Origin of the sequence: Anaeromyxobacter sp. K, from assembly GCF_000020805.1 — a bacterium.
In the GTDB taxonomy this organism is placed as follows: Bacteria; Myxococcota; Myxococcia; order Myxococcales; family Anaeromyxobacteraceae; genus Anaeromyxobacter; species Anaeromyxobacter dehalogenans.
The window spans coordinates 4056364-4069242 of record NC_011145.1 but is presented as its reverse complement, the minus strand read 5'-3'; the positions used below and the strand labels follow the sequence as shown (position 1 = coordinate 4069242).

At 75.6% G+C, this 12879-nt stretch carries 11 protein-coding genes; 4 read left to right on the top strand and 7 right to left on the bottom strand.

Going from position 1 to position 12879, the window contains the following annotated elements; genetic code table 11:
- Window positions 1-38: 38 nt before the first annotated feature.
- From ANAEK_RS18145 to carB, 5 genes are all read right to left on the bottom strand, one after another.
- Entirely contained in the window at window positions 39-1250 is a 1212-nt protein-coding gene (locus ANAEK_RS18145; RefSeq protein WP_012527589.1) for an ABC transporter permease, read from the bottom strand.
- The gene (locus tag ANAEK_RS18140) at window positions 1247-1999 is read right to left on the bottom strand and encodes an ABC transporter ATP-binding protein (RefSeq protein WP_369736033.1); all 753 of its coding nucleotides are present in this window, start codon (window positions 1997-1999) and stop codon (window positions 1247-1249) included. The genes ANAEK_RS18145 and ANAEK_RS18140 overlap by 4 nt, the downstream gene beginning before the upstream one ends.
- Window positions 1999-3288, bottom strand: a complete 1290-nt coding sequence (locus ANAEK_RS18135) for an efflux RND transporter periplasmic adaptor subunit (RefSeq protein ID WP_012527587.1) — start codon at window positions 3286-3288, stop codon at window positions 1999-2001. Before ANAEK_RS18135 ends, ANAEK_RS18140 begins: the two co-directional genes overlap by 1 nt.
- Window positions 3285-4736 (bottom strand): efflux transporter outer membrane subunit, encoded by a 1452-nt coding sequence (locus ANAEK_RS18130; protein WP_012527586.1) that lies wholly within the window; start codon window positions 4734-4736, stop codon window positions 3285-3287. Before ANAEK_RS18130 ends, ANAEK_RS18135 begins: the two co-directional genes overlap by 4 nt.
- Window positions 4737-4826: 90 nt before the next feature.
- Window positions 4827-8030 (bottom strand): carbamoyl-phosphate synthase large subunit, encoded by a 3204-nt coding sequence (carB, locus tag ANAEK_RS18125; RefSeq protein ID WP_012527585.1) that lies wholly within the window; start codon window positions 8028-8030, stop codon window positions 4827-4829.
- Window positions 8031-8344: 314 nt separating this feature from the next.
- On the opposite strand from carB, the gene ANAEK_RS18120 reads away from it, so the two are divergent.
- Window positions 8345-9874, top strand: a complete 1530-nt coding sequence (locus tag ANAEK_RS18120) for a methyl-accepting chemotaxis protein (protein WP_012527584.1) — start codon at window positions 8345-8347, stop codon at window positions 9872-9874.
- 19 nt (window positions 9875-9893) lie between these two features.
- On the opposite strand, the gene ANAEK_RS18115 is transcribed toward ANAEK_RS18120, so the two are convergent.
- Together ANAEK_RS18115 and ANAEK_RS18110 are read right to left on the bottom strand one after the other, a co-directional pair.
- Complete coding sequence (locus tag ANAEK_RS18115; RefSeq protein ID WP_012527583.1) at window positions 9894-10100, bottom strand: hypothetical protein; 207 nt, start codon at window positions 10098-10100, stop codon at window positions 9894-9896.
- Window positions 10097-10819 (bottom strand): DUF2249 domain-containing protein, encoded by a 723-nt coding sequence (locus ANAEK_RS18110; RefSeq protein ID WP_012527582.1) that lies wholly within the window; start codon window positions 10817-10819, stop codon window positions 10097-10099. Before ANAEK_RS18110 ends, ANAEK_RS18115 begins: the two co-directional genes overlap by 4 nt.
- Window positions 10820-11044: 225 nt before the next feature.
- Between ANAEK_RS18110 and ANAEK_RS18105 the strand changes: the two genes are divergently transcribed.
- From ANAEK_RS18105 to ANAEK_RS18095, 3 genes are all read left to right on the top strand, one after another.
- A complete protein-coding gene (locus tag ANAEK_RS18105) occupies window positions 11045-11320 on the top strand; it encodes a hypothetical protein (RefSeq protein ID WP_041454113.1) in 276 nt (91 codons plus the stop codon).
- Complete coding sequence (locus ANAEK_RS18100) at window positions 11287-12231, top strand: lipid kinase (RefSeq protein ID WP_232288266.1); 945 nt, start codon at window positions 11287-11289, stop codon at window positions 12229-12231. Before ANAEK_RS18105 ends, ANAEK_RS18100 begins: the two co-directional genes overlap by 34 nt.
- Window positions 12232-12361: 130 nt before the next feature.
- Window positions 12362-12877 carry a murein L,D-transpeptidase family protein gene (locus tag ANAEK_RS18095; protein WP_012527579.1) on the top strand — a complete coding sequence of 172 codons (516 nt, stop codon included), beginning with the start codon at window positions 12362-12364 and terminating at the stop codon, window positions 12875-12877.
- Window positions 12878-12879: the final 2 nt, after the last annotated feature.

The window sequence follows — 12879 nt, the reverse complement described above, 5'->3', positions numbered from 1 at the left end:
GCGCGAACGCTGGGCGCGGCGCCTCGGGGGCGGCGCGCCTACTCGTGCCGCAGCGCCTCGATGGGATCGAGCCGCGCGGCGCTGCGGGCGGGGACGTAGCCGAAGAGGACCCCGATCGCGGCCGAGAACAGGAACGCGAGCGCCACGGTGCCGGGCATGAACAGGAACGGCACCCCGAGCAGGGCAGTGATCCCCCACGACGCGAGCAGCGCCAGCACCACGCCCGCCAGGCCGCCGAAGCTGGAGAGCACCACCGCCTCCACCAGGAACTGGGCCAGCACCTCGCGCTCCAGCGCCCCGATGGCGAGGCGGACGCCGATCTCGCGGGTCCGCTCGGTGACCGAGACCAGCATGATGTTCATGATCCCGATGCCGCCCACCAGGAGGCTGACCGCGGCCACCGCGCCGAGCAGCGCGGTGAGGAGCTGGGTGGTGCCGCTCAGCGTGCGCGCGATCTCCTTCAGGTCCACCACCTGGAAGTCGTCCTCCTCGAGCGCCGAGACGTGGCGCCGCTCGCGCATGACCCGCTGCACGTCCGCCAGCGCCGCCTCGGTCGAGGCGTCCTCGCGGACCGACACCTGGATCACGCCGACGTCGGTGTTCCCGGCGATGCGCCGCTGGAACGTGCGGAGCGGGACGATCACGAGGTCGTCCTGGTCCTGGCCCATGGACGACTGTCCCTTCGCCTGCAGCACGCCGATCACCTGGCAGGTGAGCTTGCCGAGGCGCAGGTGCTGGCCGGCCGGCGCGGTGGCCCCGAACAGCTCGCGGCGGACGGTGGCGCCGAGCACGCAGACCGCGGCGCCGGAGCGGGCCTCCGACTCGGTGAACGTCCGGCCCGACTCCAGCTTCAGGTTGCGGATCCGGAAGATCCCCTCCTCCGAGCCGGTCACCGTGGTGGTCCAGTTCGCGCTGCCGGCGATGGCGGTGGCGCTCGAGGTCGCCGAGGCCGCCACCGCCGCGAGCGAGGGCACGCGTCGCGAGAGCGCCTCCGCGTCCTCCTCGCGGAAGGGGCGGGCCTTGGTCTCCTGCCCCGGGCCCATGCGCTGGCCCGGCGTGACCATGAGCAGGTTGCTGCCCATCTCGGAGATCTGGCGCTTCACCTGCTCGGTGGCGCCGCTGCCCACGGTCACCATCACGATCACCGCGGCCACGCCGATCACCACGCCCAGGATGGTGAGCACCGAGCGCATCACGTTGCGCCGCATTGCTCGCAGCGCGAGGTGCAGCGCGTTCCAGAGCGTCGTCACGCCGCCTCCGGGTCGGGGCCGTCGGACTGGATCCGGCCGTCCACGAAGTGGATGGTGCGGCGGGCGAACGCGGCCACGTCCGGCTCGTGCGTCACCATCACGATCGTCAGGCCGCGCTCCACGTTGAGGCCGCGCAGGAGCGCCATCACCTCGCGCGACCGCGCGGTGTCCAGGTTCCCGGTCGGCTCGTCCGCGAACAGGACCGCGGGGCGCGTCACGATGGCCCGGGCGATGGCCACCCGCTGCTGCTGGCCGCCGGAGAGCTCTGCCGGCGTGTGCCGCTCCCAGCCGGCCAGCCCCACCGCCGCGAGCGCCTCGCGCGCCGCCGCGCGCCGCTCGGTCGCCGGGACGCCGCGGTAGACGAGGGGGAGCTCGACGTTCTCGAGCGCCGAGGTCCGCCCCAGCAGGTTGAACCCCTGGAACACGAAGCCGAGCTGGAAGCGGCGGAGCCGCGCGCGCTGGTCGCGCCCGAGCGCGCCCACGTCCACCCCGGAGAACAGGTAGTGACCGCCGGTGGGGACGTCCAGGCAGCCGAGGAGGTTGAGCGTGCTCGACTTCCCCGAGCCGCTCGGCCCCATGACCGCCACGAACTCCCCGCGATCGATGCGGAGGTCCACGCCGCGCAGCGCGGCGACGGCGGCGGCGCCGCTCCCGTAGATCTTGGTGACCCCGCGGAGCTCGATGAGCGGGGCGACCGGCACCGGCCCGGCGGTCAGCGCGGCCGGGGCGCGCGCCGCGGCGGCGGCGATCACGGCGCGCCCCCGGCGGCCGCGATCACCACCTCCGCGCCGGCCGCGAGCTCGCCGCCGGTGATGCGCGTGACCTGGCCGTCGCTCGAGCCGATCGTGACCGGTACCGCGACGGGCGCCCCGCCGCGCAGCACCCACACCCGCGGCCCGCCGGCCGGCGCGGCGGGCTCCTTGGCGGCGCGGGGCGGCGGGTGCGGCATGAGGCGCTGGAGGAAGCTCCCGCCCGTGGCCGGGGCCGCCGCGGCGGCGGCGCGCGGCGGCTCGAAGCGGAGCGCGGCCGCGGGGACGAGCAGCGCGTCCGCGTCGTGCTCGACCACGATCTCGGCGGCGGCGGTCATGCCCGGGAACAGCGCCAGGTCGTCGTTGTCCACCGCGAGCACCGCCTTGTACGTGACCACGCCGCTGGTCGTGGTCGCCCCGAGGCGCACCTGCGCCACGCGGGCCGCGAAGGTGCGGTCGGGGAACGCGTCCACGGTGAAGCGGGCCTGCTGCCCGGCCTTCACCCGCCCCACGTCCGCCTCGTCCACGTCCACCCGCAGCTCCATCCGCCGCAGGTCCTCGGCCACCGTGAACAGCACCGGCGCCTCCAGGGTGGCCGCCACCGTCTGTCCGGGCTCGATGGAGCGCACCAGGATCACGCCGTCCACCGGCGAGCGGACCACCGCCTTGCCCATGTCCACCAGCGTCGCCTGGAGCGTGGCGCGCGACTGCGCCACCGACGCCTCGGCGGAGGCGAGCGTCGCCCGGGCGCGCGCCAGCGCCGCGGTCGCGGCGTCGAGGTCCGACTGCGCGGGCACCTTCCCGCCGGAGCGCTCGCGGACGCGCTCGAGCCGCTCCAGCGCGAGCCGGTCCTCCTCGACGGTGGCCCTCGCCTCGGCCACCTTGGCCTCCGCCGCGGCGAGCGCGGCGCGGTACTGGGCGGCCTGCGCCTCGAGCTTGGTCGTGTCGATCCGGGCCAGCACCTGCCCCTTCGCGATGCGCTGGTTGTAGGTCGCCTCGACGCTCCGGACCACCCCCGAGAGCTCGCTCCCCACCTCCACCTCGTTGGTGGGCTCGAGGGTGCCGGTGGCGCTCACCGTGACGGTGAGCGCGCCGCGCCGCGCCGGCTCGGTCTGCCACGGCACCGCGCCGCCGCGTCCGCGGAGCGCGAGCGTCACGGCGAGGACGAGCGTCACCGCCGCGGCGTCGGCGGCGATCCAGCGCCAGCGGCGGCGCCCGGTGGCGCGAGCGTCCAGCCCGAGCTGCTCCACGAGGTCCTGGGGTGGGTGGACGGGCGATGGCTGCGTCATGGGGCCTCCCGTGCGTCGGCGGTCTGGGTGGCGGTGCCGCCGGCGGTCCAGCCACCGCCGAGCGCCTTGAACAGGCGGACGAGGTCCGACGCGACCTCGCCGTCGCTCGCGGCGAGCGAGTCCTGCACGCCGAGCAGCGTGCGCTCGGCGTCGAGCACCGCGGTGAACGCCACGAGGCCGGCCTGGTACTGATCGCGCGCGAGCGCCGCCGCCTGGCTCGCCGCGCCCTCCGCCTCGGCCAGCGCGGCGCGGCGGGCCTGCTCGCGGTCGAACGCGTACAGCGCGTCCTCCACCTCCTGCAGCGCGGTGAGCACCGCGGCGCGGTAGGCGAGCAGCGACTCGTCCAGCACCGCCGCCTGGACCTCGACCGCCCGCGCGAGCCGGCCCGCGTCGAATATGGGCGCGAGCAGCCCGGCGCCCAGGGAGGAGGTCACGGCGTTTCCGGCGACGAGGTCCCCCGCGGCGAGCGCCTCCAGGCCGATGGAGCCGGACAGGGTGAGCGACGGGAAGCGGGCGGCCTGCGCCACGCCCACCTGCGCCGTCTGCGCCGCCAGCTCGCGCTCGGCGCGGCGCACGTCGGGCCGCCGGCGGAGCGCGTCGGCCGGGACCCCCAGCGCCACCTCGCGCGAGACGGCGGGGACCGGCCGCGAGGCGGCCAGCTCGGCGTCGAGCGCGCCCGGCTGGAGCCCCAGCAGCACCGCCAGCGCGTTGCGATCGCTCGCCGCCGTGCGCTCGAGCTGCGGGACGGCGGCGCGCTGCTGCTCGAGGCTGGCGCGGGCCTGCTCGACGTCGAGCTGCGTGGTGAGCCCCGCCTCGGCGCGCCAGCGGGTCAGATCGGCGGTCTCCTGCAGCGCCGCCAGGTTCCGGCGGGCCACCGCCAGGCGCGCCTCGGTGGTGCGGAGGCCGAGATAGGAGAGCCCGACCTCGGCGACCAGGCTGACGCGCACGTCCCGCGCGTCCTCCAGCGCGGCCTCCGCGCTCGCGGCGGCCGCCTCGCTCGCCCGGCGCTTGCCGCCGAAGAGATCGAGCTCCCAGCTCGCGTCGAGCCCGGCCTGGAACAGATCGGCGGCGCCGCCCCCGCCGCTCTGCTCGCTGGGCCAGCTGCGCGACGCGGACGTCGAGGCGGTGACGCTCGGGGCGAGCTCCGCGACGGCCGCGCCGCGCCGGGCCCGCGCCTCGCGCACGCGCGCCCGCGCCTGGAGCAGCCCCAGGTTGGAGGTCGCGGCGCGCTCCACCAGGCTCGCGAGGAGGGGGTCGTCGAAGGCGGACCACCAGGAGGCCAGCAGGGCCTCGTCGGCCCCCGCCGCCCGAGTGCCCGGGGCCGCGGCCGCCCAGGCGGGCCGCTCGGGCAGCTCCGGCCGGACGTACCGCGGGCCGACCGCGCAGGCGGCCAGCGCGAAGGACGCCAGCGAGGTGACGAGCGCGAGGGATCGGTTCGGGAGGCTCACGACGCCCGATATACGCTCCGCCCGCGCGCGGATGGCCCCGCGAAACGATCGCGAACACGCCCGACACGGAACCGTGCGCCCCGCGACGCCTCACCGCAGCGTCGCGTGGTACTCCTGCAGGCTCCGCACGCCCTCCGCGCCGGCGCGGCGCGCCGCGATGCCCTTCGCGGTCATCACCGCGGCCGCGGCGGTGGTGACGTACGGGACGCCCGCGCGGATGGCGGCCTTGCGGATGTACGAGTCGTCGTGCGCGCTCTGCTTGCCGGCGGGGGTGTTGACGAGCAGGCTCACCTCGCCGTTCAGGAGGGCGTCGGCGAGGTTGGGCCGCCCCTCGTGCAGCTTCAGCACCAGCTCGGCCTCGATGCCCTGGCTGGCCAGGTAGTCGCGGGTGCCGCGCGTCGCCTTCACGCGGAAGCCCATGCCGGCGAGCTCGCGGATCGCCGGCGCCACCCGCGGCTTGTCCGCCTCGGCGACGGTGACGAGCACGGTCCCCGAGAGCGGGAGCGGCGAGCGGGTGGCCTGCTGCGCCTTGTAGAACGCGAGCCCCGGGGTCCGGGCCAGGCCCAGCACCTCGCCGGTGGAGCGCATCTCCGGCCCGAGCACCGGGTCCACCTCCGGGAACATGTAGAACGGGAACACCGCCTCCTTCACGCCGAAGTAGCCGGGCCGGCGGCGCTCGAGCCGCAGGTCCTTCAGCCGCATCCCCAGCATCACCTGGGCGGCGATGCGGGCCATGGGGAGGTCGCAGACCTTGCTGACGAGCGGCACGGTCCGGCTGGCGCGCGGGTTCGCCTCGAGCACGTACACGGTGCCGCCGGCGATGGCGTACTGGACGTTGATGAGCCCGACCACGCCCAGCTCGAGCGCCAGGCGGCGGGTGTAGTCCTCGATCGTGGCGAGGTGCTCGGGCGCGACGTTCACCGGCGGGATCACGCAGGCGGAGTCGCCGGAGTGCACGCCGGCGAGCTCGATGTGCTCCATCACCGCGGGCACGAACGCGTCGGTCCCGTCGCAGATGGCGTCCGCCTCGGTCTCCACCGCGTCCACCAGGAAGCGGTCCACGTACAGCGGCCGCTCCGGCGACACGTCCACCGCCTTGCGCACGTACTCGCGCAGCATCTCCTCGTCGTGCACGACCTCCATGCCGCGGCCGCCGAGCACGTAGGAGGGCCGGACGATGAGCGGGTACCCCATGCGCCGCGCCAGCGCGAGCGCCTCGTCCTGGTCGCGCGCCAGGCCCGACTCCGGCTGCGGGATCCCGAGCTTGCGCACCACGGCGCTGAAGCGCTCGCGGTCCTCGGCGAGATCGATGGTCTCGGGCGAGGTGCCCAGGATGCGGACGCCGGCCTCCTCGAGCTGGCGGGCGATGTTGAGCGGCGTCTGCCCGCCGAACTGCACCATCACGCCGTCCGGGCGCTCCTTGCGGTAGATGGAGAGCACGTCCTCCACCGTCACCGGCTCGAAGTACAGCCGGTCGGCGGTGTCGTAGTCGGTCGAGACCGTCTCCGGGTTGCAGTTCACCATGATCGACTGGTAGCCGGCGTCGCGCAGCGCGAACGCGGTGTGCACGCAGCAGTAGTCGAACTCGATGCCTTGCCCGATGCGGTTCGGGCCGCCGCCCAGCACCATGATCTTCTTCGCGCCGGCCCGCGCCGGCACCGCGTCCGGCGCCCGGTAGGTCGAGAAGTAGTAGGCGGCGTCCTGCACGCCGGAGACCGGGACCGCCTCCCAGCCCTCCACCACGCCGAGCGCGGTGCGCCGCTCGCGGACCTCCGCCTCGGACACCCGGAGCAGCCGCGCCAGGTAGCGGTCCGCGAACCCGTCCTTCTTGGCGCGCACCAGCAGGTCGTCCGGCGGCAGGCGGCCCGCGTGCCGGAGCAGCTCCTCCTCCAGCGCGACCAGCTCCTTCATCTGCTCGAGGAACCAGCGCTTGATGTGCGTGCGCTGCTGCAGCAGGTCGAGGTCGGCGCCCTTGCGGATCGCCTCGTAGAGCAGGAACTGGCGCTCGCTGGTGGGCTCGCGCAGCCGCTCCAGCAGCTCCTCCAGCGGCAGCGCGTGGAAGTCCTTCGCGAAGCCCAGGCCGGGCCGGCCGTTCTCGAGCGAGCGGATCGCCTTCTGGAACGCCTCCTTGTAGCTCTTGCCGATCGACATCACCTCGCCGACCGCGCGCATCTGCGTGCCGAGCCGGTCCTGCACGCCCCTGAACTTCTCGAACGCCCAGCGCGAGAACTTCACCACCACGTAGTCGCCGGACGGCGTGTACCGGTCGAGCGTCCCGTCGCGCCAGTACGGGATCTCGTCCAGCGTCAGGCCGGCGGCGAGCATCGACGAGACGAGCGCGATGGGGAACCCGGTCGCCTTGGACGCGAGCGCGGACGAGCGCGAGGTGCGCGGGTTGATCTCGATGACGATCACGCGCCCGGTGCGCGGGTCGTGGGCGAACTGGACGTTCGTCCCGCCGATCACCTCGATCGCGTCCACGATCCGGTAGGCCTGGTCCTGGAGCCTCGCCTGGAGCTCCGGCGAGATCGTCAGCATCGGCGCGGTGCAGTAGGAGTCGCCGGTGTGGACGCCCATCGCGTCCACGTTCTCGATGAAGCAGACGGTGATCTTCCTGCCCTTCGCGTCGCGGACCACCTCGAGCTCGAGCTCCTCCCAGCCGAGCACCGACTCCTCCACCAGGACCTGCGACACCGGGCTCGCGAGCAGGCCGCGCGCGGCGATCTCCTCCAGCTCCTCGACGTTGTAGGCGAAGCCGCCCCCGGTGCCGCCCATGGTGTACGCGGGCCGCACCACCAGCGGGAACCCGAGCCGCTGGCCCGCGGCCATGGCCTGCTCCAGCGTGGTCGCGATCTCGCTGCGCGCCGTCTCGATCCCGAGGCGCGTCATGGTCTCCTTGAACGTCTCGCGATCCTCGCCGCGGCGGATGGCGTCGAGGTTCACGCCGATGACGCGCACGCCGTACTGGTCGAGGACGCCCTTGCGCGCGAGCTCGGAGGAGAGGTTCAGGCCGGTCTGGCCGCCCAGGTTCGGGAGCAGCGCGTCGGGGCGCTCCTTCTCGATGATCCGGGTGAGCGTCTCCACGTCGAGCGGCTCGACGTAGGTCGCGTCCGCCATCCCTGGGTCCGTCATGATGGTGGCCGGGTTGGAGTTGACGAGGACGATCCGGTAGCCGAGCTTGCGCAGCGCCTTGCAGGCCTGCGTGCCCGAGTAGTCGAACTCGCACGCCTGGCCGATGACGATCGGGCCGGAGCCGATGATCAGGACCTTCTTCACGTCGTCGCGGCGAGGCATGCGAGCTCCGTCGATGGGGTGGGCGGGGGCCGGATGATGCCACGGCGGGCCCTGATCCGGCGGCCCGCGCGCGGCGGGCGGGCGTGGAGAAGCTCACCGTCCGGTGCGGGACCGCGCGGACCCGGGGTCCGCCGGGGACCGGTGCGACCGTAGGCCGCGCCCCGGCGGACGGCGCACGAGGCGCGCGGCGTCGCTGGGGATTCCCGCCGCGCGTCCTTCACCCAGCGTGACGACGGGACGGACCGTGGGTTGCAGTGCGTCCCGGCGCCCGCCCCACCGCCGGGGCGGCGCCTGCCCAGGGGGAGGACGTCAAGGTGACGAAGAACGTCGGGATCGGCGAGCGCCTCGGGGGCGTGTTCGCCGCGCTGATCGCCATCCTGGGGATCGTCGCGTGGCTGGGCATGCAGCGGCTCTCCAGCCAGAAGGACGCGATCGACGCGGTGGCGGGTCCGCGCTGGGAGGAGACGGAGCAGGGGGTGAAGGGCCTGGAGCAGATCGGCCGCGAGACGGCCCTGGTCTCGGCGGTGTTCCTGGCGGCCGACCTCGAGGGCGCCCGGAGCGCGGCGGCCGCCGCGGACGCGGCCGACCGCGACGCCGACGGGCTGGTGGACGCGCTGTCCCGGCGCGTGCGCTCGTTCCGGTGCGAGCCCGGCATCGAGGCGATGGAGCAGGTGGCCGCGGCGCGGCGGACCTTCGCGGCGGCGTTCGAGCGGGCGCAGGCGCTGCTCGAGCAGGGCCACCTGGAGGAGGCGCGCGCGCTGGCCCGCGCCGAGGTCCTCCCGCGCCTCGAGGACGTCCACCGCGCCTGGGCGGCGTTCTTCGCCCACGAGGGCGTGCACGTGCGGACCGCCGCCGCGGCCGTGGAGGCGGACCACGACGCGGCGTGGACCACGACGCTCGCCATGGGCGTGGCCGCGGTGCTGCTCGCGGTGGTGCTGGCGGTGTGGATCACCCGCAGCATCACCGGGCCGCTCCGGGGGGCGATCGCCGCGGCGAGGCGCATCGCGGGCGGCGACCTGCGCGACCCGGTGCAGGTCACGTCGCGCGACGAGATCGGCGCGCTCCAGCGCGCCATGCGCGAGATGGGCGAGAAGCTGGCGGAGGTGATCGGCGACGTCCGGAGCGGCGCGGAGGCGCTCACCGCCGCCTCGGCGCAGGTCGCGAGCACCTCGCAGTCGCTGTCGCAGGGCACCGGCGAGCAGGCGGCGAGCGCCGAGGAGGCCACCTCCTCGCTGGAGGAGATGAGCGCGTCCATCGCGCAGAACGCCGAGAACGCGCGCCAGACCGAGCAGATGGCGAGCCTGGGGGCGCGCAACACCGACGTGGGCGGCAAGGCGGTGGCCGAGTCGGTCGCCGCCATGCGCTCCATCGCCGGGCAGATCTCCATCGTCGAGGAGATCGCGTACCAGACCAACCTGCTCGCGCTGAACGCCGCCATCGAGGCGGCGCGCGCCGGCGAGCACGGGCGGGGCTTCGCGGTGGTCGCGACGGAGGTGCGCAAGCTCGCCGAGCGCGCGCAGCGCGCGGCGAAGGAGATCGGCGAGGTGGCCGGCTCGAGCGTGCAGGTGGCGGAGCGCAGCGGCGAGCTCATCGCCGAGCTGGTGCCCGCCGTCCAGCGGACCGCCGGCCTGGTGCAGGAGGTGGCCGCCGCGTCCCAGCAGCAGGCGGTCGGGGTCGCGCAGGTCTCGAAGGCCATGGCGACCGTGGACCAGGTGACCCAGCGCAACGCCTCGGCGGCGGAGGAGCTCTCCGGCACCGCCGAGGAGATGGCCTCGCAGGCCGAGGCGCTCCTGCAGGTGGTCGGCTTCTTCCGGGTGCGCGAGGACGGGCGGCGCGCCGGTTGAGCAACGGCCCCGACGCCGGTCAGTCCCAGCTCACCCTGCGGATGGGCAGCCCGCGCCCCTCCGGCTCGCCGCCGGCGCCGCCGGTCTCGGTGCGGCAGGGCCCCTCGCTCGGCGCCCACAGCGGCCGCTCCTCGCTGCCGTCGGGGTGGACGGCGCCGTGGCGCGGCGGCAGCTGCTCGGGGGCGACCGGGTGGCCGTCGGCGGGGTTCCAGCGGCGGCCGGTCATGGCGTGGCCTCGGTGACGGCCCGCAGGCGCTGGACGAGCTGCCGGTGCGCCTCGCCCTGCACGGCGCGATCGGACATCGGGTAGAGCATGTGCTCCTCCTTCATGTTGTGGACCGACAGGACCTGCGTGAGCCCGCCCACCGCGGCGGCCAGGCCGCCGGCGTCCTCGCGATCCAGCGACCCGGCGGCCTCGCGCATCCGCTCCCGGATCTGCACGTGCTCCATGCGCATCACCTGGGTCGGCCCGGACGCCATGCCGGTGGCGTCCTCGAAGGTGGGGAACAGGACCTGCTCCTCGGCGTCGATGTGGCGATCGAGGCCGGACGTGAACTCGGCGAAGCGCCGCGCGGCGTCGCGGTACTCGCCCGCCGCGGCGAGCCGCTCCACCTCGGGCAGGATCGCGTCGAGCCGGCGGTGGTCCGCCTCGAGGTAGCCGGTCACGCTGTCCGGCGCGCCGCCGGCGGGCGCGGCGGCCTGCCGGCCCGGCGCCTTGCGCTCGATCCGGACCTGCCACGCGGCGGGACCCTGCTCGAGGTACTCGTGCTGTGCTTCGCCGGGCCGGACGAACCGGAACTGCTGGAGGAGCGGCATGGGATCGTGATCGTTCACGATCACCATCGACTCGCCGGTCGGCAGCGCGTCGAAGCACTGGAAGACGAGGCCGTGCCGCACCTGCGGCGGGAGGGCTCGGAGATCGATCACGCGGGGCTGCTGGGGCATCGGGCTCGCTCCTCTGGACTGCGGGGATGCCGGGCCGGAACTGCACGGGCCGTGCCCCTCGCGGACCCACGACGCTTCGCGCAAGGTCGCTGCGCGGCAAGCGTTTCGTCGGCGCCTGCCGATCGATGCCGCCCCCCACGGGAGCGGGAGGTGTTCCAGGGCGTCTCGAACTGGAACGCGAGGTGGCTCACGGCCGGACGCCGCCGGCGGCCCCACATTGCGCGGATGGACGGCTCCGTGCTCGAGAGGGCGTTCACGCGGGCGGAGGAGGCGCTGCTCTCCCGCACGCTGGTCGGACGCCGGCTCGTCGCAGACGTGCGCGACGCCGCGGGGCTGGTGGTGTTCGCCGCCGGCGCCGAGATCGACCGCCCGCTGCTCGACCGGGCGCGCGAGCGCGGGCTCCTCGACGAGGTGGCGCGCGCGGCCGAGCCGGGGACGAGCGACACCGAGCTGGAGGAGCTGTTCCTGTGGCTCGCCGAGCGCCGGCGCACCCGGGGCTGAGCGCCGGCGGCGAGGCGGTGCTGCTCGTGAACGCCGCCGCGCGCAAGGGCGACGCGGCGCTGTCCGCCGCCCGCGCCGCGCTGGAGGCCGCGGGGGTGGTCCTCGCCGAGGCGCTGGTGGTCGAGCCCGGTGGGTTGACGGAGCGTGTCGAGGCGGCGGTCGCGGCCGGCGCCGGGCGCGTGATCGTGGGCGGCGGCGACGGGTCGCTCGCGGCGGCGGCGTCGGCGCTCGCCGGCACCGGCGCGGCGCTCGGCGTCCTCCCGCTCGGCACCGCGAACGACTTCGCGCGCACGCTGGGCATTCCGGACGACCTCGCGCGCGCCGGGAAGGTCATCGCGCGCGGGCGGGTGCGCCGGGGGGACGTCGGCTGGGCCGGGCGGCGGGCGTTCCTGAACGCCGCGAGCGTGGGCGCGTCCTCCGAGCTGACGCGGCGGCTCGACGACGGCCTGAAGCGGCGCGCCGGCACGCTCGCCTACCCGGTGGCGGGCGCCGCCGCGGCGGGCCAGCCGCCGTTCCGGGCGCGGCTCGAGGTGGACGGGCGCACCGAGGACCTGCACGCGCTGCAGGTGGTGGTGGGGAACGGCCGCTACCACGGCGGCGGCCGGCTCATCGCGCCGCGCGCCCGCGCCGACGACCACCTCCTCGACGTGTACGTGCTCACCTCGGCCTCCTCCCCGGGCGCGCCGCGGCTGCGCGACCGGCTGCGCGACCTCGCCGGGCTGGCGCGCTACGCCCTCCTGCTCCTCCGCGGACGCCACCTCGAGCACCCGGGCGTGCTCCACGTGCGCGCGACGCGCGCGTCGCTCTGGACCGATCCGCCGCTCGACATCGACGCGGACGGCGAGCTGGCCGGCTCCACGCCGGCCGAGTTCCGGGTCGCGCCCGGGCAGCTCGCGGTGCTCGCGCCCTGACGCGCTCCGCTGCGGCCCGCGGTACACGCAAGGTGTGGCCGAGGGGACACGCCTCGCCGGTTTCCCCGTCGTCCCGCGGGCCTGGAGCGGCCGGCGGGAGCGGCCCGGGGCTTGCGATGCGACGCGCGCCATGACCCCGATCGCCCTCCGCACCGCCGTGGCCGCGCTCCTCCTCGTCCCGCCGCTCGCGTTCCTGCTCGCGTGCGCGCAGCGGTCCGGGCCACCCGCCTGCCCGCCCGCCGACCCGGTGGTCCTCGTCGAGACCGTCCACCGCCGCCTGGCGCTCTGCGAGGCCGGCGCCGCGGCCGCGGTCTTCCCCGTCGCGCTCGGCAGCGCCGGCACTGGCAAGCGCGTCGAGGGCGATCGTCGGACCCCCCTCGGCGCCTACGCGCTGGGCGCGCCCCGGCCCTCGGCCGGCTTCGGCACGTTCATCCCCATCGCCTACCCGACGGCGGAGCAGCGTCGCGCCGGGTTCACCGGCAGCAACGTCGGCATCCACGGACCCTCGCGCGCGACGCGCTGGGCGGGACGGCTCAACACCTGGACGGACTGGACCGCGGGCTGCGTGGCGCTCGGCTCGGACCCGGACGTCCGTGCGGTGGCGGCCTTCGCGGAGCGGCGGCGCGCAGGGGTCGTGCTCCGCTGACC